The sequence below is a fragment of the Lysinibacillus sp. GW247-5R2A genome (genome assembly GCF_059424475.1).
Genome location: NZ_JBWKZL010000001.1, coordinates 78,879 through 97,985 on the forward strand (window position 1 = coordinate 78,879; position 19,107 = coordinate 97,985).

General features: G+C 39.1%; 17 protein-coding genes. 8 read left to right on the forward strand and 9 right to left on the reverse strand.

The annotated features are described in order from the left end of the window. Positions 1 to 29: 29 nt before the first annotated feature. From AC07YC_RS00370 to AC07YC_RS00385, 4 genes are read right to left on the reverse strand one after another with little or no spacing between them, the layout of a single operon-like run. On the reverse strand, positions 30 to 1,457 hold the full coding sequence (locus AC07YC_RS00370; RefSeq protein ID WP_336634009.1) for a YlbE family protein: 1,428 nt from the start codon (positions 1,455 to 1,457) through the stop codon (positions 30 to 32). Beyond that, a complete protein-coding gene (fdrA, locus tag AC07YC_RS00375) occupies positions 1,450 to 3,003 on the reverse strand; it encodes an acyl-CoA synthetase FdrA (RefSeq protein ID WP_494918065.1) in 1,554 nt (517 codons plus the stop codon). The genes AC07YC_RS00370 and fdrA overlap by 8 nt, the downstream gene beginning before the upstream one ends. Positions 3,004 to 3,005: 2 nt before the next feature. Further along, on the reverse strand, positions 3,006 to 3,884 hold the full coding sequence (locus AC07YC_RS00380) for an oxamate carbamoyltransferase subunit AllH family protein (RefSeq protein WP_494918066.1): 879 nt from the start codon (positions 3,882 to 3,884) through the stop codon (positions 3,006 to 3,008). A 31-nt stretch (positions 3,885 to 3,915) separates the two neighbouring features. Next, positions 3,916 to 4,524 (reverse strand): ankyrin repeat domain-containing protein, encoded by a 609-nt coding sequence (locus AC07YC_RS00385; RefSeq protein ID WP_081937069.1) that lies wholly within the window; start codon positions 4,522 to 4,524, stop codon positions 3,916 to 3,918. Between the two features lie 218 nt (positions 4,525 to 4,742). On the opposite strand from AC07YC_RS00385, the gene AC07YC_RS00390 reads away from it, so the two are divergent. The 4 genes from AC07YC_RS00390 to AC07YC_RS00405 all read left to right on the forward strand — a co-directional run bounded on the left by AC07YC_RS00390 (position 4,743) and on the right by AC07YC_RS00405 (position 10,115). After that, positions 4,743 to 6,461: a PucR family transcriptional regulator gene (locus tag AC07YC_RS00390; protein WP_494918067.1), complete on the forward strand. Its 1,719-nt coding sequence runs from the start codon at positions 4,743 to 4,745 to the stop codon at positions 6,459 to 6,461. Positions 6,462 to 6,595: 134 nt separating this feature from the next. After that, positions 6,596 to 8,350, forward strand: a complete 1,755-nt coding sequence (locus tag AC07YC_RS00395; RefSeq protein WP_336634013.1) for an ABC transporter ATP-binding protein — start codon at positions 6,596 to 6,598, stop codon at positions 8,348 to 8,350. Positions 8,351 to 8,367: 17 nt separating this feature from the next. Further along, positions 8,368 to 9,045 carry a response regulator transcription factor gene (locus tag AC07YC_RS00400; protein ID WP_336634014.1) on the forward strand — a complete coding sequence of 226 codons (678 nt, stop codon included), beginning with the start codon at positions 8,368 to 8,370 and terminating at the stop codon, positions 9,043 to 9,045. Next, positions 9,042 to 10,115: a sensor histidine kinase gene (locus AC07YC_RS00405; protein ID WP_336634015.1), complete on the forward strand. Its 1,074-nt coding sequence runs from the start codon at positions 9,042 to 9,044 to the stop codon at positions 10,113 to 10,115. Before AC07YC_RS00400 ends, AC07YC_RS00405 begins: the two co-directional genes overlap by 4 nt. A 22-nt stretch (positions 10,116 to 10,137) precedes the next feature. On the opposite strand, the gene AC07YC_RS00410 is transcribed toward AC07YC_RS00405, so the two are convergent. Then, complete coding sequence (locus AC07YC_RS00410) at positions 10,138 to 10,725, reverse strand: NAD(P)H-dependent oxidoreductase (protein WP_336634016.1); 588 nt, start codon at positions 10,723 to 10,725, stop codon at positions 10,138 to 10,140. A 119-nt stretch (positions 10,726 to 10,844) separates the two neighbouring features. Between AC07YC_RS00410 and AC07YC_RS00415 the strand changes: the two genes are divergently transcribed. Next, positions 10,845 to 11,282: a MarR family winged helix-turn-helix transcriptional regulator gene (locus AC07YC_RS00415; protein ID WP_494918068.1), complete on the forward strand. Its 438-nt coding sequence runs from the start codon at positions 10,845 to 10,847 to the stop codon at positions 11,280 to 11,282. A 222-nt stretch (positions 11,283 to 11,504) separates the two neighbouring features. Next, complete coding sequence (locus AC07YC_RS00420; RefSeq protein ID WP_494918069.1) at positions 11,505 to 12,251, forward strand: YqcI/YcgG family protein; 747 nt, start codon at positions 11,505 to 11,507, stop codon at positions 12,249 to 12,251. 6 nt (positions 12,252 to 12,257) lie between these two features. Here AC07YC_RS00420 and AC07YC_RS00425 read toward each other — a convergent pair whose 3' ends face one another. From AC07YC_RS00425 to AC07YC_RS00440, 4 genes are all read right to left on the reverse strand, one after another. Continuing rightward, positions 12,258 to 13,574 (reverse strand): amino acid permease, encoded by a 1,317-nt coding sequence (locus AC07YC_RS00425; RefSeq protein ID WP_494918070.1) that lies wholly within the window; start codon positions 13,572 to 13,574, stop codon positions 12,258 to 12,260. Between the two features lie 15 nt (positions 13,575 to 13,589). After that, entirely contained in the window at positions 13,590 to 14,525 is a 936-nt protein-coding gene (locus AC07YC_RS00430; protein WP_494918071.1) for an arginine deiminase family protein, read from the reverse strand. Positions 14,526 to 14,669: 144 nt separating this feature from the next. Next, complete coding sequence (gene splB, locus AC07YC_RS00435) at positions 14,670 to 15,698, reverse strand: spore photoproduct lyase (RefSeq protein WP_012293725.1); 1,029 nt, start codon at positions 15,696 to 15,698, stop codon at positions 14,670 to 14,672. A gap of 12 nt (positions 15,699 to 15,710) precedes the next feature. Further along, a complete protein-coding gene (locus AC07YC_RS00440) occupies positions 15,711 to 15,935 on the reverse strand; it encodes a transcriptional regulator SplA domain-containing protein (RefSeq protein WP_025115166.1) in 225 nt (74 codons plus the stop codon). Positions 15,936 to 16,112: 177 nt separating this feature from the next. On the opposite strand from AC07YC_RS00440, the gene AC07YC_RS00445 reads away from it, so the two are divergent. Together AC07YC_RS00445 and AC07YC_RS00450 are read left to right on the forward strand one after the other, a co-directional pair. Next, a complete protein-coding gene (locus AC07YC_RS00445; protein WP_336634021.1) occupies positions 16,113 to 17,501 on the forward strand; it encodes a TldD/PmbA family protein in 1,389 nt (462 codons plus the stop codon). Between the two features lie 3 nt (positions 17,502 to 17,504). Beyond that, a complete protein-coding gene (locus tag AC07YC_RS00450) occupies positions 17,505 to 18,848 on the forward strand; it encodes a TldD/PmbA family protein (protein WP_336634022.1) in 1,344 nt (447 codons plus the stop codon). Positions 18,849 to 19,107: the final 259 nt, after the last annotated feature.

Genomic DNA, 19,107 nt, shown 5'->3' on the forward strand with positions numbered 1-19,107 from the left:
AAAGCTCCTCCTACTTTTAGGAAGTGGGCTTAAGCCCACTTCTCACTAATTGTGATTAATGCTTTTTCAAAAGCTTCCATTGGAGGGTGAGTAATACCGGCACCAATCATACCAATACCAGCGTCTTTATGTGCGATCGCTGTATTAATAATTGGAAGAATACCAGTTTGAATGACTTTACGGATATCAATACCAGTAGCAATTCCCATGAAGTTTAATAATGGAATAGTAATGTTTTGGTTTTCAGTTGTAGTAATTTCTTTCATTTGACGTGAATAACCAATTGCTTCATCCACTGTTCCGCCTACTAGGGCAACGATTGCTGGTGCAGTAGCCATAGCAAAACCACCGATACCATATGTTTCTGTAATTGCACTATCTCCAATGTCTAGACCTGAATCTTCTGGCTTATAACCAGCAAACATTGGCCCGATAACTTGTTGTGCAGGGCCAGTGAACCATGTGTTACCTGCCATCCCACTAATACGAACACCAAATTCTACACCGTTACGTGCCATTGTTGTCACAACCGTACTGTACTCAATACCGTGTGCAGCATCTAATGCACATTTACAACAAGCCATCCATGTAGGACCTGAAAAATACTCACTACTTGCAACAAAATCAAATACTTCACGTTTCTGTTCAACAGGGTAATCTGTTTCTAAAATATGCGGTGTTAAAGCTTGAATGAGTAAAGCAGTACCTGCATTGTTACGGTTATGACACTCATCCCCCATATGAAGTGCTTGTGCGAGCATTAAACGAAGGTCGATTCCCTCTTTATTGAGCTTCATAGCGTCACGTAAAATTGGTCCTAAAACATCACGCATCCACACTAAACGATCAATAACACTGTCATCGTTTGCACCCATACGTAAAACTTTAGCCATCTGCTCACTTAAGTTTGTAAATGCACGATTTCCGTATGTTTTATTTTCAACAATGTGTACAAACATGGAGGCAGATGTAACACCAGCCATAGATCCTACAGAGTGATGTTCATGACATGGTGAGAATATAATTTCACCTGATGCTGCAACCTCCGCCGCTTCCTCAAGGTCTTTTGCCAAGCCTTCGAATATGATGGCTCCCATAACGGCACCTTTCATGGGACCATTCATGTTTTCCCATGTAATTGGCGGGCCAGCGTGTAAAATTGTATTCTTCGTCATGCCTGGTACTACATTAATCGCTTGGTCGAAACCAATTAAAACCGGTTGAGAGTTAACAATTTTTTCGACTGCAAGACGGTTTGCTGCTTCAATTTTTTCAGCCAATTCAGCTTTATCGATTTTGTTTAGTGCCGCGATTATTTCTGGTTTCCCTCCACCTGGTGGTGACCATTCTAAATGTGTGGCACTCGCATTTTGCGCTAAAATATCATTGTTAAAAAGTTCAATACCTACGTTAATTACGTTGATTTTACTTGTAAAAAGTTCATTAATCTTACTCATGATGATCTCCTTTCAAAACCATTTCTCTAGCCAGTAAGCCAGCATTTGTACTGCTGCTTGCATGTGTCACACCTGCATCGACTAATTTTTTCACTTGATCTTCTAAACTTGGTTTATCTAAATCTGTTCCTAGAACATATCCAATAATCTCTAAGTGTCTGCCTTCTTTCTCTGCTAATTGCTTAGCCTCAATAATAGCCGGAAGCATAACGCCAACTGGATCTTCGTGTGAACCGAAGCCTAAAACGAAGTCCATTACAATGACACCAACCGATGGATCTTTTGCTTCTTGTAAGAAACGCTCAATACGAGAAGATGGATCAATCATTGGGTGCGGTTTACCGTTAGTAAAGTCATCATCCCCAAAGTCTATGAAAGTATGTTCCTGGCTCACATTAATATCTTTTAATAGGAAGTCAGGATTTTTTTGGATATTGCTATATACATGATCGAATTTTTCCATTGCTAAATACATAGATTCATCACAAAGCGTTCCACCACAGAATAATCCACGAATATATTTTTGCTCTGGCGATAATTTAGCACGAACTTCTTCAATTAATGGAAGGTTCAGTGCACGTTTGTTAATGCCTGCTTCATCAATACCAGCAAGTAAGACCGCTTGTAATGCTGCTTCCTTAGACGTTTTAGCGAAATGTCCACCAGCTGCTACGACTGCTTCTTCATTACCACCGATAAAGTAAACAACTACAGGTTTGCTACACTCTTTAATTTGTGCTAATACTTTTTTCTCCACGCTAGCTTCAGGTGGCTTTGATACGAGGACGATTACTTTTGTCGCTTCATCGGCATCAAGAGCTTGGATACCATCTAGCATCATAATTCCGCCTACTTCTTTACTTAAATCACGGCCACCGGTACCGATAAGTTGAGTAATCCCACCACCGAAGTCATGAATACGAATGCTCACCTCTTGGCTACCAGTACCTGATGCTGCAACGATTCCGATGCTGCCTTTTCTTACAGCGTTTGCAAAGGCAAGTCCTATATTACTAATGATTGCTGTACCACAGTCTGGACCCATCATTAATAAGCCTTTGTCATGTGCTAATGTTTTTAATTCCACTTCGTCTTCCACGCTTACATTATCGCTGAATAACATAACATGTAAGTCATTCTCAAGAGCCTTGCGTGCTTCACGAACCGCAAAAGCACCATTTACAGAAATGACAGCAAAGTTTGCATCAGGGATACCTTGTGCAGCCGAATCAATCGTTGCGTATTTAATATCGCTTTTTGCTTGTGCTGAATTTTTATTTGTAAATAATTCCTCCACCGCTAAGTAAGCGCTTTCTGTTTCATCCGCATTAGCAGTTTTCACAATAATCATTAAGTCCCCTGCTGTTGCTTCCTCTACTTCAGGAGTCATTAAACCAACGTTGCGAATAACTCCCTTGTTCATTTCTGTACCCATACCAATAATGGCTTGTTCAACGCCTTCAATTTGATTCGCTTTTGTTGAAAGTGACATCAATGATACTGAATCAAAATATGTGTTTCGCTTAATTACGACTTTAATACTCATTTTTATCCTCCTAATTTTATATTGGCTTCAAAGCCACTTATAAGCCCTAAGGCGATATCTGTACCTGATGAAGAGCCGATGGCAAGTACCTTTTTCAGTGCTTCAATCGCTTCACCTTCCGTGCCAGATAGCATAGCAGAGACAAGTGCATGAATAGATTCCCTAACCTGCCCATATGCAGCCTTGTTCAATGTTGTGTAACTAATATCATTGGTTAAAGGCTTCATTAATTTGATGACGCTTTCACACAATGGCTGATAAATAGAACACGGACTTTGTTCTAAATGGATGACCGTCAATAATCCAACTAAAAAATCATCACCTGATGGTGTTAACCCTGGTCCCAAGCCAACCAAATCAAGTGCATACTGCTGGAAATTATTAAAACGGCGATTACATAATTCTTCATGGAGTAATGCTGTGCGCTCTTTCAGCAATCTCGAAGTTTCTGCCTCAAATTCACTAACTGGTGAATCACTGCGCTTCATGCCCCCACTTTTTCCATATATATCAATAAACTGTTTCACTTGAACGATATTCTGTTTTAACGTTGCCATGTCTGACGGGAAAATAGGTAGATGACATTGCCAATGAGTGGCTGTTTCTATCGCTATTGTTAATTTATCTTCTATTAATAATTGGTGATGCTTGATCCTAATATGGTCTTTTTGGATTATGTGCAAATTGTCTAAAGTATCAAGATTAATGACAAGCGTATTGGGAGCATTATCCATAGCTTTCGTTGCAAGTGTAAAAATTTCATCATTTGCTGCACTGCGAATATTTAAAGCATGCCTAAATACACTATGAACCGTCCCCGAAAACTCCGTCTCCACTAATTGCTGAAGGAAATAGTTATCACCAGATTTAGCGTGTATCATATGTACACCTCTTTAAGTTGTAGGATTGCTCCTATTTTGCTCCAGCTTCTAGTAGAATTTTTTCAATGGCCGTAAATCCTTTTTCTCTAGCGATTGCTAGCGGAGTCACTCCATATTGATCGACTAATTGTGTATCTGCGCCATGCTCTACTAATAAACGAACAATTTCTTGTTGCTTCTCTCCACCATCATTCAAAAGGATTGCTTCAATTAATGGTGTCCAACCACAAATATTTGTATGATTGACATTAATATCTGTCGTTGTCACAAGCTCACGAACTACCTCAACAAATCCTTTCTCACTTGCTGGGTGAACACCTACTCCACCAAAACGTGTTAGACGTTCCAAATCTGTGTTTGCTTGGAGCATTATTTTCACAAGCTCTAATTTTCCATTAATACAGCCATATAAAAATGGATTTAAACAAATTTGATCTTGAAGGTTAATATCTGCCCCTTCTTGTATTAGAAATTTCACCGTTTCTAATTGATCGTTCATGGCAGCAAGTAAAATGGCTGTACGCTTTTGTTTATTGCGAGCATTAATATCTACACCTTGCTGTAAAAAACGTTGCAAAGTATCTATATCTCCCGCTTCAGCTGCCGCTAAAAATTCTGAGATGATAATTGTATCTTCCAATTTCTTTCATTCCTCCATTTTCCCGACCTATTGTTCATTTCATCTAAAGGGAAATGAGTCGCGAGAATGTTAGTTTTTTCACATTCCCGTCTTACATGCTTTATTTTATTCTCTTATGCCCTATATATCATTGTTTAGCAATACCAAAAAGAACGGAGATGATTTGGGCAATATGTACAATGTTTTGTGATAAGATTATGGCAAAGGAGTGAAATCATTTGCTAACAATTAAAGATTTATTAGAAATGAAGGCTTTGGAGGGAATTAAAATTGTTGCGGGAGAGCAAGGCATTCACAATAAAATATCACTTGTGAACATTATCGAGAATCCCGATGCATTTGATTGGCTAACACCGAATGAATTATTATTAACAACCGGCTATATCTTCCAAGATGATGAAGAATTACAAAATAAAATTATTCAAGAACTGTCTAAAGTCAATTGTGCGGGCCTCGTCATTAAAATGAGACGTTATTTACAAAAAACACCTCAAAACATGATCGATATTGCCAATCAATATGGATTACCTTTATTGGAGTTACCTTATAACTACATCCTATCCAAGGTCATATCGATCATTAATGAAAAGGCATCTGGTCGCTATGACTTATTAAATCGAAAATCATTGGATATGCACAACACATTGTTTAAGGTGGCACTAGAAGGAGGAGGTATCGAATCGATTTCCTCAAAATTAGCGGAAACCATTAATAATCCGATTATTTTTTTAGATCAGGATTGGAATTTACTCCATTTCACTGATCTCGATGCCAATCCAGTCCCACTTGCCTATGGCATCAACCTTAAAAAAAATCGTCCGACTTTTTCAAAGGAATTTATTGATTCCATCCCTAAGGATCTCAATGAGATGCAAAAATCGATTACAAGAAATTATCATTTAGAGGATCTTACTGTAAAATGCAGAATTCTCCCTGTAGCAGTAGCCAATTATATTTACGGCTATATCGTCATTTGGCAAACCGTTCATGATCTCAATGAATTTGATTATATTGTTTTAGAGCAAGCCTCCACGATTGTGGCATTAGAGAGGATTAAACAGAAGGAAATTGAGGATGTCCGACTTAAAATTAAACAGGAGTTTTTTGATGATTTATTAACGGGAAAAATCACATCTAGTGAGACACTTCAAACGCTCTGTGACCTCCATGGCTTAAACGTCCATTATAAATATTACTGTAGTGTAATCTCTATGATCCGTGATAACCTGCAGGATCATCATGATTTAATTTCTCGAAAGTACGAATCCGATAATATTGCAAAAAAATGTATGAATTTAATCTATAAACATTCTAGTACCGTCAATGGTGAAATTACATGCCTTTATCGAAACCATCAAATTATTGTGTTGGTGGGACAACAAGAAGGTAAGCAAGATATGACTGTTAATGAAACGAAACAATATGCTGAGGAAATATTGCAATTATTAAGTCAGTATCAAGCAGAAACTTCCTTTTTAATTGGTATTGGAAAAGAATATAAACAAATTCGTTACGTTCATAAAAGCTTTGCCGAGGCTCACGAAGCTCTCCGCCTCATGCACCGATTCGAGGAAAGCGGAGCAGTGGCGCATTTTGCCGATCACTCCATCTATCACTTTTTAGACTCGAATATTAATGAGGTTCAATTAAAAGACTTTTTCTTAGAGAGCTTAGGGGCCGTCTTTGAGCATGATTTATTACATGGGACGAGCTATTTAATTACATTAGAAAATTATTTTATTTATCATATGAATATTAGCGAAACCGCTAAGGAAATGTTTATTCATCGCAACACATTAATTTATCGTATCGAAAAAATAAAAGAAATTTTAAAGACCGATTTAAAAAGCTATGAGGAGCTATTACAAATACAATTAGCTCTAAGAATTTATCGACTACTCGGTAAGTCTTTATACCATGATGAGTTTGCTGACTAGTCCTATTTAAAAGGTGATGATGAGTTGCACATCACCTTTTATTTCATTTCATATTCAGTTCATAAACACATGCTATAGTAAAAGCCATAGGAACGACATACGTTGTTTGACGATATTGAAGGAGGCTTATTTCTTTGCAAGAGACATCAAAAGAAACTACTAAAAAACCAGATTGGCGTCGTTTTATACAATTAGTAAAACGAGCTGAACCACCTATTTGGCTCCTAGTTATAGCTCTAATTATGAGTTTAGCAACTACGGGCGTAGGTTTTATCGTCCCATTATTTACAAAACAATTAGTGGACGGTTTTTCATTAGAATCGCTTAATTATTGGCAGATCATTTTGCTTGGTATTGCTTTTATCGCCCAAGCCGTTGCAAGTGGACTATCTATCTATTATTTAAATCGTGTAGGTCAACATGTAGTAGCAAAATTGCGGGATCAACTTTGGCGCAAGCTGCTGCATTTACCCATCCCCTATTATGATGAAAACGATACGGGTGAAACATTAAGTCGTGTAACAAATGATACAGCGGTCGTAAAGGAGCTCATTACAGAGCATCTAGCAAACTGTTTATCGGGTGTTATTTCTATCATCGGTTCCATTATCATTCTCTTATTCCTAGATTGGAAAATGACATTAGTGATGTTAATCGCTGTCCCACTAGCGATGGTTATTTTAATGCTGCTAGGAAAACGCATGTTTGTGATTTCTAAAGGGATGCAAGACGAAACCGCTAAGTTTACTTCGGTATTAAACCAAGTTTTACCTGAAACTCGTTTGGTTAAAGCTTCTAATGCCGAGCAAATAGAATATGAGCGTGGGAAAAAGGGCATTACGAACCTCTTTAACTTTGGCTTAAAAGAAGCAAAAATCCATGCGCTCATTTCACCATTAATTTCATTCGTTCTAATGTCAGTTCTCGTCGCTATTATTGGCTATGGAGGCGTGCGCGTTTCCTCTGGAGAGCTGACAGCTGGTGATATGGTGGCATTTATTTTATATTTAATCCAAATCATCATGCCCATGACACAATTAACGATGTTCTTTACGCAGCTTCAAAAAGCAATGGGTGCCACTGAACGCATTAGTGAATTATTGGACCACGAAGAAGAACATATTGAAGAAGGCATTACGGTTGAAAAAATAGATCAACCGATTTATGTTAACAATGTTGATTTTTCATATGGTGAGGAGCCGATTTTATCCGATATCAACTTCACAATAGAGCCAGGCAAAGTAACGGCCATTGTAGGTCCAAGTGGTGGCGGTAAAACAACCACATTCTCCCTGTTAGAGCGATATTACCAGCCAACTAGCGGTAATATTACGCTAGGAGAAACGCCAATCGAGACATTTTCACTTCACTCATGGCGTAGTCAAATTGGCTATGTGGCTCAAGAAAGTGCCCTGCTGTCAGGGACGATTCGAGAAAATATTTGCTATGGTGTTGACCGTGAAGTGCAGGATGATGAGCTAGAAAGAGTGGCTAAAATGGCTTATGCTGATCAATTTATTAACGATCTTCCCGATAAGTTTGACACAGAAGTAGGCGAAAGAGGCATCAAGCTTTCAGGAGGGCAACGTCAGCGTATTTCCATTGCCAGAGCACTACTACGGAACCCACAAATTTTAATGCTCGATGAAGCTACATCAAGTTTAGATAGTAAGTCAGAAATTTATGTACAAAAGGCGTTAGATAATTTAATGCAAGGTCGCACAACTTTAGTTATTGCTCACCGCCTTTCAACGGTAGTCGATGCCGATCAAATACTATTTGTAGAAAAAGGACATATTACAGGTTGTGGTACACATGAAACACTCTTTGAGACGCATGCCATGTATCGTGAGTTTGCCAAGCAGCAATTACGAATTAAAGAGGACTAACGAAGGGAATTGTTTAGATGACCAAACTATTAATGGTAGATGATGATGCCCATATTCGAGAATTAGTGAAAGTATTTCTACAAAATGAAGGTCTAGAGGTTATTGAGGCGACGGACGGTGTCGATGCACTGTCCAAGTTGGCCTCTGAAAAGGTAGATATGGTGATTATGGATATCATGATGCCAAACATGGATGGGTGGGCTTTATGTGAGGAAATTCGCTCATACAACACAGATCTCCCTATTCTCATGCTTACTGCTAAAGGAGAAACTGCTCAAAAGGTCAAGGGTTTCCATTTAGGGACAGATGATTATTTGGTAAAACCCTTTGAACCTGCCGAGCTAATTGTACGTGTAAAATCGATCTTAAAACGATATCGTATTGCACTCTCTCAAGTAGTAGAAGCTGGCCATGTTAAACTGGATCGACATACACATGAAGTTGATCTGAACGGAGAAATCATTGTCCTTCGGTTAAAGGAATTCGAACTGTTATTTACATTAGCGAGCTATGTCGGCAAAACATTTTCTCGTGAACAATTGATTGAAGAAATTTGGGGCTATGATTATGAAGGAGACGAACGCACAGTAGATGTCCATATTAAAAGAATACGCGAACGTTTTCCTCAGGAGATTAGCGGCTTTGCCATCCGCACCATTCGTGGTCTTGGCTACCGCTTGGAACTAGCATTATGAGAAAACGAAAATTCTTTGTTAGAATTCTATTTGTTCTATTCCTCTTTCTCATTACGAATACTCTATTTGCTTTTATTTCTTATCATGTGACCGGATGGCTATATGGTCAGTTAGGTACAGAACCCCATGATTTTTGGCAGCAATTAGGCACCGTCCTTGGTGTTTTTGTGCTCTTTGCCTGTTCGGCCGCTATTATCTTCTTAATTGGGCTCAATCGGCAACGGAATTACTGGGACGCTATTGTTGAAGCATTAAGGCAAATGGCAAAAGGGGATTTTAATATCCAATTAGATGTAAAGGGCAATAAGGAAGACCAATTTGGCCAATTAATCCATGGCATCAATCATATGGCTGTTGAATTAGGAGAGCTTGAAAGAATGCGACAGGAATTTATTTCAAACGTCTCCCATGAGATTCAATCGCCTTTAACATCTATTAATGGCTTTGCGAAGGCTCTTAAGAACATTCATCTGCCTGAAGAGAAGCGTCAACATTACTTAGAAATTATCGAATTGGAAAGTAATCGGTTATCAAAAATTAGTGATAATTTGCTGAAGCTGACTTCCTTAGAGTCACAGCATCATCCATTTGAAACGACAACCTATCGATTGGATAAACAATTGCGGAATGTCATTCTGGCTCTTGAACCCAATTGGGTGGCTAAACAGCTGGACTTCGATCTACAATTAGACAATCTAACGATTACAGCAGATGAAGATTTACTGAATCAAGTTTGGATGAATTTGCTAACGAATAGCATTAAATTCACATCCGACAGAGGTACAATCACTTTAACTATGACACAGCATTTCGATACCATTACCATCATTGTGCAAGATACTGGTATTGGGCTATCCGAAGAACAGCAAATGCATATTTTTGAACGATTTTATAAGGCCGACCAATCACGGACTGCCACAAATGGAGGCAGTGGTCTCGGTTTAGCCATCGTCAAAAAAATTATTGATATGCACCATGGAACTATCGCCGTCGAAAGCAAGCTTGGAGAATTTACAGCTTTTTCGATTACATTGCCCATCGATACTACAGAAACTCGTGCAAACGACTAAGGATGTCTGCACGAGTTTTTTATTAGTAAGCAACCTTTCTAAAATACTGATAAATTTTGTTCAGCTTTCGCTGTTGCTGCCCTTTTTTACTTTCCATGTTTCCAAACTCAAAAAACTTCACTTTCTTCATGCCTACAAAGCTAAATAACGCTCTTTTCATCAAAATTTTATGAGCATTATTCAGCCATAGCAGTGGATATTTGGTAGGCCCCTTCATCGTGGACACACAAACAACCGACTTTCCTTTTAAAAGGCCCTCTGGAAATAACCCCTTTGTATCCCGATACGCAAAATTCGATACAAACATTTGATCAATATAGCCTAACAGCATAGCGGGCGGTCTTCCCCACCATATTGGATAGACAAATACAATTTGATCTGCCCATGTCAGCTGTTGACGGTACTTTTCCAATTGTGGATCACGATACATATCCCGACGTCGTTTATGCTCATGGAAAATTAAACGAGGATCGAATTCTTCCTCATATAAATCTAGTAGCTGTATCTCATCAATCGCAGGATTCTCTTGACACCCCTTCATTACTTCCTGTAAAAATGCATAATTTAAGCTCTTATGGTTTGGATATGTATAGACAATTAACGTTTTCATACTACGCCTCCATTACTTATCATTTGATAACTAAATAATAACGGATTGGTTTTTTATTGTCAAATGATAATTGTTTTAAGACAAGTTATTTGGTATCTTGACAATAAGAGGTGATCCGATTGGATAAAAGCAGTTTATTTCATCAATTCGTAACGTTTACAGCCAATGTCCACCAAGTGACACACGAGCTGACACAAAACGTGACCGTTGCCAATATTACACCGCTTCAATATAAAATTCTTGAATATATTAAAGTAAGTCAGCCCGTCACGCCTACCGAAATAAGCGAATGTCAGCATATGTCCTTACCCAACACAAGTCGTGAATTGCGAAAATTACAAGACCAAAACCTCATTGAAAAATGGAACGACACGGGGGACCGAAGAAAGCAGTATATTCGCTTGTCTATTGAGGGGGAAAAAATGATGGAGGCAGCCTTTGCATGCGTCGAGGAACGCTTTCTACAGCTTATTCAGCATGCGACACAGGAGGATATAAAGGAAATTCAACATGCCCTATCTATCCTTGAACAAAAGGTCTTTCAACAAAAAGATTAATATGTGCTACTTCTATGGTTTTGATTTGTCAGCCATTGAAGCAGCACTGGTTTTCAATACAATTGTGCTCAAAACAATTCAACTTAAGCAAAACCCTACCATTGATACCATCCATTGAGTGATTAATAATCGATCCATCTATCCTTACATATTCATCATCATTTCGTAACCTATTGGCTTTTTCTTTAATAGAATAAAGGTGTATAGAAGGAGGAGACTCAAGTGGACGTAGGAGTATTTGATAGGAAGTGGATGGAGGAACATTTGGACACCCTTCCCATTTGGCAACAATCTGCCTACACGGATTTTGCCGCCACCATTGCCGATGAAGAAAATACCTTTCCGTGTGTACCAGCAAGAATGGGGTTTTTATCGAACCATTTGCGCTATAGTTTTATCGGAGATCCACGGAAGGAGTCATCCATTCATGAGCTAGCACAATGTTTAAAGGATTTCGCAAAATCCTCCAAAACTTTTGGTAAATATACGACACTCACCGTTTTCTTTCATTCCCCTCAGGATATGCTCGCTCACTATAAAGTCGAGGATTATCAGCAATTATTTTGGAGCATTCTTAACCAATTAACTAAAATCGATGATCTCGATTGGCCTGAAGAAATACCAACTGACCCTGCCCACAATGAATGGGAGTTTTGTTTTAACGGGGAGCCCTATTTTATTTCCTGTGCAACACCCGCACACAAATTGCGCAGGAGTCGCCATTTTTCTACCTTGCTTATGGCCATCCAACCACGCTGGATTTTTGAAGAAATAAACGACTCTACTGCATTTGGGCGAAAATTAAAAAAGCTCATCCGTCAACGCATTGCCCATTATGATGCACTCCCGGGGCATCCCGATTTAAAATGGTACGGACAAGAAAATAGTTATGAATGGAAGCAATATTTTTTAAGTGATGACAATCAAAGTCCGTCCAAATGTCCGTTCTTACGAGGGCAACAAAACTAACATTTATTAGGCTTCCTTATGACTTTGCCTTTTCACAACAATCCAGGTGGCAATCCCTATTAGGACAATAAAGAGCAGGCTCACGAAAAAACCGAGTCTGCTTGTTTTTTCTCCTAACGTACCCGATACCGTAACAGCAATAAGCAGCATCCCCAACCCATTTTTCACATGCGCCCACTTAGATAACTCCATTAGCTTCATATATGTCACTAAAATAAAAAGCCAGTTATAAATCAACATTAAACCTGCTGCCGTCATCAAATATTCAAAGATTTTTTCTGGCATGAGAAAGCCAATAACAATGGTTATGACTAAGCCACAAGTTAAAAATATAAAGGCAGGAATAGGTACTTTCCTTTTTCCTTTCTTCGCTAATATTTTGGGTGCATCGTGATCCTCTGCAAGTGTAATAAGAATGGTAATCACCGCATAGAGAGAAGCGACCATGGTTGAAAAACCAGCAATGATTAAAACACCATTAAAAATATCCGCCACAAAGGGAATGTGATAACCTTGAAGGGCCGTAATAAAGGGACTCTCATCAATCGTAAAGTCTTTCCAAGAGACAAGCGCTAACGCAAGGGCAATAGCCATTAAAAAAATGATCGTAATCACGACTAACATTATTCTTCCTGCCTTTGGTGCTTCTTTTGGATCTTTTAAATCAATGACCATTAACCCCATTACTTCAATGCCACCATAGGCGTAAAAGGCATACAATAGCCCGAGCCAAATTCCTTTTATACCTTGTGAGAAGAACTGTTCATAATTCGCATAAAGTGAATCCAATGTTGATGCCTGTGAGCCTTTCATAAGGATTACAATAGCTACAATAATAAACATTACAATTGCTGCAGCCTTTAATGCCCCAAAGATATTTTGGAAGTTTTCAAAACCCTTCATGCCTGTAAGAATCACAACTAGCCCTATAGCAGCATAGATAGAGGCTGCAACCCATAATGGCAACGCCGGAAACCAAAACTTCGTAAAAATACCGAGTGCCATGAGCTGACTCCCCATAATAAGAATCTCAGAGATTAAATAGACCCAGCCATTACTAAATCCTGCCCATCTCCCAAATGCTTGTTTAGCATAAGTACGGAATGAGCCTTTATCAGGATTTTCAACAGACATTTTAACAAGTGCATCATAAACAATATACGTACAAATGGCTGCTAATAAAAAAGGAATTAAAACAGCCGGTCCACTTTTATGAATGGCCATACTTGTCCCAAGAAAGAAACCTGTTCCTAATGTGCAGCCTATACCGAGAAGCGAAAGTTGCCACCAAGACAACCTGCCCTTACTTGTATTTGATGTCATGTAATCAACCCTTCACTACTTTCTGACTAAAGGCAATGTCATGCATCGAATGCCTCCCCCACCTTTTTCAAGCTCTGTGACGTCTACTTCTAGTACCTTCTTTTTGTGCAGTAAAGGATGCTTTAATAACTGCTGCTTAGATGCCTGCTTGCTGATTACTAACGTTTCTGGATCAAGATTAATCAAGTTAATGTCCGGAATGGTTTTATAGGTTTCGAGCCAGTAAACATCAAAGCCATGCCGCTTTAAAAATGGTTCTGGCATATCATAATAATTCCCTTGGGGTGTGAACACCTGTACCGGAAAATAACGCACAAAGCTTTTAGCAATCATTAAGTTATGATGTACAACATTACAATTCATATCTAAATGAAGCGTATCATTGCCCTTCGGTAAATCAATGACCGCAATTTCTGAAAATCCTTGTTGAAAAAAGCGCTCCTTCAAGCTTTCAACAGCCTCTATTGATGTTCTCATCCCTAGATTCATGAGGACTGCATCCTTATTTAATAGCATCACATCCCCACATTCTAGTGATTGAGAGGGCTGTGCTGTACGCATAAATTGCTCAGGAAACCACTTGGCTAATATAGCATGAGCATGTGGATACTCTGGGCATCTTAACGAGCTGCCTGCATTCCCAGGTAAAAGCTGCTGTCCCACAACACAGGCTAAATCCCGCACAAAATAACGATTAATGAGCTGCTCACTTAATAGCTGCTGATCATTTGATAATTCTTCGGCATAGTCAATCACTCTTACCCCAGCATTTTCAAGCGTTGTCTTCAATGCCAGGAAATTTTCCATAGCTTTATGATGGTTGACAGGCTCACTCCACCCAACCTGCTCAGCTATTTTTGAATCAGTTACATCTACTATCGAAGGTGCACAAAGCATGACCACCTTTAGTTCCTCATGCTCCGACCAACAATTTACTCTAAATGCGTCCATTCTTGTTCTCCCCTTCTGCTTGTCGTTCTCTGTTAGCGTTACCATTGAAAGGGGGATTATACAATAGGAACAGTCACAAACAATGTCATGAACCATATGTAGCTTAAATAAAAATTTAGAGAGAACGACAAAGGCTCTCTCTCATTACGTAAAATATTCTAATTTTGCTTGTGGAAAGAACTTTTTCATATAGCCATATAAATGTTCTTTAATATCTTCTTCCTCATCTTTTTGATAAATGTATTTACCTATTCCATATTTCCCCCATTTATATCGTCTCACGGTTTCGTCAAGCTCTAGCTTTGTCATAGGATAATTTTTTTCAATCACACGTTTAGCTGGCTTCGTAAAGCGATGTTGGATAAATTCAAACGTAATATCCTCACGCACATCCTTCGGTAATTCAGCATCTAACCGCTCAAACATTTGATAATAGCCCTCCTGCCATCCATCATGTAGATAAATGGGGGCGACGATGAAACCGAGCGGATAGCCAGCCCTTGCCACTTTGCCAGCCGCCTCAATTCTTTTTGCTAATGGCGAAGTTCCAGGCTCAAAATGTTTAATAACATAATCCGCATTGACGCTAAAACGGAATCTCGTCTTACCATTATGTTTAGCATCCAATAGGTGATCCACATGGTGGAACTTCGTCACAAATCGTAATTGACCTAACTCACTTTGCCCAAAATGCTCAATAGCACGTTTCAATGTATGTGTAAGATGATCAATCCCTACAATATCGGACGTACAGGATGCCTCAAAACGTGTGATGTCAGGAGCTCGTTCAGCCATATAATGATCCGCCTGCTCCAATATTTCATCTACATTGACATAAGTACGAATATAAGGTTTGCTCCCCATTGTTGTTTGTAAATAACAATAATGGCAATGGCCCATACAGCCAGTTGCAAATGGAATGGCATATTCAGCGGAGGGCTTAGATGTATCAAACTTTAACGTTTTTCGAATGCCCACCACCAACGTAGATTTCGCTACGCGATACTTTTGAAAATCATTGTCTCCAGGGAGATTTCTTACTTGATTATGCGAAGTTGTATAACGTATTTCAATTCCCATTTGCTCAAACTTTTCTTTTAACTCCTGACCTAACGGATAGTGAAGTGCATCAGGCTCAAAATAGACGAGCTGAGGGATAAATGGCTTATTCATCGTATTCCTCCCTCAATGAAAATACTGGTGGTAGGCTTGCTCAGCCGCCATTTCGCTTGAAAAAATTAACATATCATTCGTTATTGGGTAATAGGATTCAAATAGAAATACGGCTAGCTCCTCTGGTTGCTCTGGATGATAAACCACCGCGGCTTCCTGAATATTCGCTACATCCTGAATATGAGGATTCCGATAAAAAATATAAACGATATCTCCGACATTATATGGTTGTTGCATCTTTTCACCTTCCTCTGTCTTTCTGTTAGTGTGGTGAAATGGTTAGAGAAATATGTCATAAAAAAATTTTTTATGTACTATACATAAATTTATGTGGCCCTATCTTCAAATCTAGGAAAATAGGATAATGCGGAATTTTTTAACTATTTGGTATAATCAAGAAAAGGAGGAAGATATATGATCAAACAATCCATTATTGAAAATGTCCTTGAAGCCGCACTAGCAACTGGTGGGGACTTTTCAGAAATTTTTATTGAAGATAAATATGTTAATGACTTCGTCTTACAAAGCGGCAAGATTGAACAAAGTATTACTGGGCGTGATTTTGGAATTGGCATCCGCATTTTTTCAGGACTTCAAAGCATTTATACGTATACCAATGATTTTTCTGAGGAAGGTTTACTTGCAGCGGCAGAGCGTGCAGCCTTAGCCATCAAAGGTGGTGGATCGAGTACCATTCACCCTCTTCATAAAGAGATCATCACTCCTATTCATCAAATTCTTCACATGCCTCATACAGTGGAGCATGCAAGAAAAACAGCTATTATGCGACAAGCAGATTCGATTGCCAGACAATATGACCCCCGAATTCACCAGGTAAAAGTTCGATATTTCGATGAACAACAAAACGTACTGATTGCAAATTCAGAAGGTAAATTTGTTGAGGATACGCGTGTTCACAGTAGACTTAGTATGCAAGCGACAGCTACTGAGGGTACTGAGGTACAAACGGGCTTCTATGGCCCAGGTGCACATGCAGGCTTTGAATTTATTGAAAAGCTAGACCTAAACCATTATGCAAGTGAAGCTGCACGTATCGCAGTCACAATGCTTCATGCCGATGAATGTCCAAGCGGTAAATTCCCAGTCATTATTGATAATGAATTCGGTGGCGTCATTTTCCATGAGGCTTGTGGACATGGCTTAGAAGCAACCGCGGTTGCCAAAAATAATTCCGTGTTCGCCAACCGTATCGGTGAAAGAGTCGCTCCTGAAATTGTTACATATATTGATGATGGTACACTTCCAAACGAGTGGGGCTCATTAAATATTGATGACGAGGGAGAAAAAACTAGGAAGAATATTTTAATTGAAAATGGTATTTTAAAGGGCTACTTAATTGATAAATTTAATGCTCGCCGTATGGATGCACAGCCAACAGGCTCTTCCCGTCGACAATCCTATCGATTTAACCCTACATCACGTATGACCAATACGTATATCGCCCCAGGCTCATCTACGCCAGCCGATATTATCGCATCGACAGAGTTTGGTATTTACGCAAAATATATGGGAGGTGGACAGGTTTCCCCATCTACTGGCGATTATAATTTTGCGGTAATGGAGGCCTATATCGTCAAAGACGGAAAAATCGAACGTCCTGTACGTGGCGCTACACTCATTGGCAATGGCGCAAAAACATTGCAGCTTGTTGATCGAGTAGGTAATAATCTCGCTCATGGAGCAGGTATGTGTGGTTCTCTTAGTGGGAGTCTTCCTGTCAATGTAGGTCAGCCAATGATTCGCGTAAGTGAAATAACAGTTGGTGGAACGAAGGGGGAATAATGGATGAACATGGCTAACTACCAGGAAAAACTATTAAATAAGGCACAAGAAGCTGGTTTTATAGAAGCTGAGGTTTATTATGAACAAAATAAATCGATGAAATGCATGCTCTACAAGGGCGAGATTGATAGCTATGAAACATCTGAGGACGGAGGTCTAGGTCTACGAGGACTTTATAACGGTAAAATGGGCTATTCCTATACGGAAAAGCTAGACGATGAGTCAGTCCCCTTTTTAATTAATAGCGCGAAAGCCAATGCAAACATACTTGATGAGGATGAGGGCATAGCTATTTTTGATGGTAGCTCAGAATACTCTTCTTATAACTACTACGATGAAAAATTAGAAACGATCGGAATTTCAGAAAAAATAGAGTTTCTTCGTTCTGTAGAGGAAAAGATTCGTGCCTACGATTCGCGCATTATTACTCTCGATTATTGTTTCATGGAAGAATTTACGGCTGAACGCTCATTAGTGAATAGTAAAAACCTTGCCTTATCCCATAAGGAGAACGGCTTCGTGATTTTCCTTTCCACAGTTGTAAAAGAAGGCGAAGAAATGAAAACAGGCAGTTATTTGAAAATGACACGTGATTTCCATTCTCTTCAGGCGGATGCTATTGCAAAGGAAGCAGCTGAGGAAGCTCTTGCGAATTTAGGTGAAAAATCGATTCCAGGGGGTAAATATCCAATCATTCTTCGCTCTGATGCATCAGCCTCCTTATTAGAAACGTTTATGCCGATACTGTCCGCAGAAAATGCTCAAAAAGATCAATCTCTACTAAAAGGAAAAGTCGGGCAAAAAGTGGCATCAGAAGCCGTTACATTGCTGAGTACTCCATTCCATCCTGCCTCATTGTCTGGAGCAAACTTTGATGGTGAGGGTGTTGCAACTAAAGAGCAGGAAATTATTTTAGAGGGTACACTCCAAACACTTCTGCATAATAGAAAAACGGCTAAAAAAGATAACTGCGAAACAACTGGGCATGCCCATAAAGATTCCTACAAGGGAACGTTAACGATTGCGCCTCAAAATTTATATATTTCAACTGGTGAGAAAACACTAGATGGGTTAATTCGCTCGGTTAGGAATGGTGTATTGATTACTGAATTGTCTGGGCTTCACTCTGGTACGAATACGGTTTCAGGCGATTTTTCAGTTGCTGCAAAAGGATTTCATATTGAAAATGGTAAAATTGCCTCTCCAGTTAAGCAAATGACCATAGCCGGTAATTATTTCGAATTCCTACATGCTATTAAAGAAACTAGCTCTGAGCTTTACTTCCTGCCAAAAGGATATGGCTCCCCATCTTTACTTGTAAAGGAACTATCAGTAACAGTGGAATAACACCCAAAAGTAAGCCATTCTAATTTATCGGCAATTCTTTTTTCTATAGTCTCCAACCTCTCATTCAGTGTTGTGACTATGGGTAAGAGAGTTGCCTTCTTTATTTTATAAAGATCAGTGTAATCCTCTATTTTAGTCGATCCTCCTCCCCCAAAAACACCGCTCCATAGCCACTTATGGTTAAATTTTCTTTTAGAGGTAAAATGGTGAAACTTTTAGACCTTTGATACGTTAAATTAGTTGTCATGCTGCGTCAGTC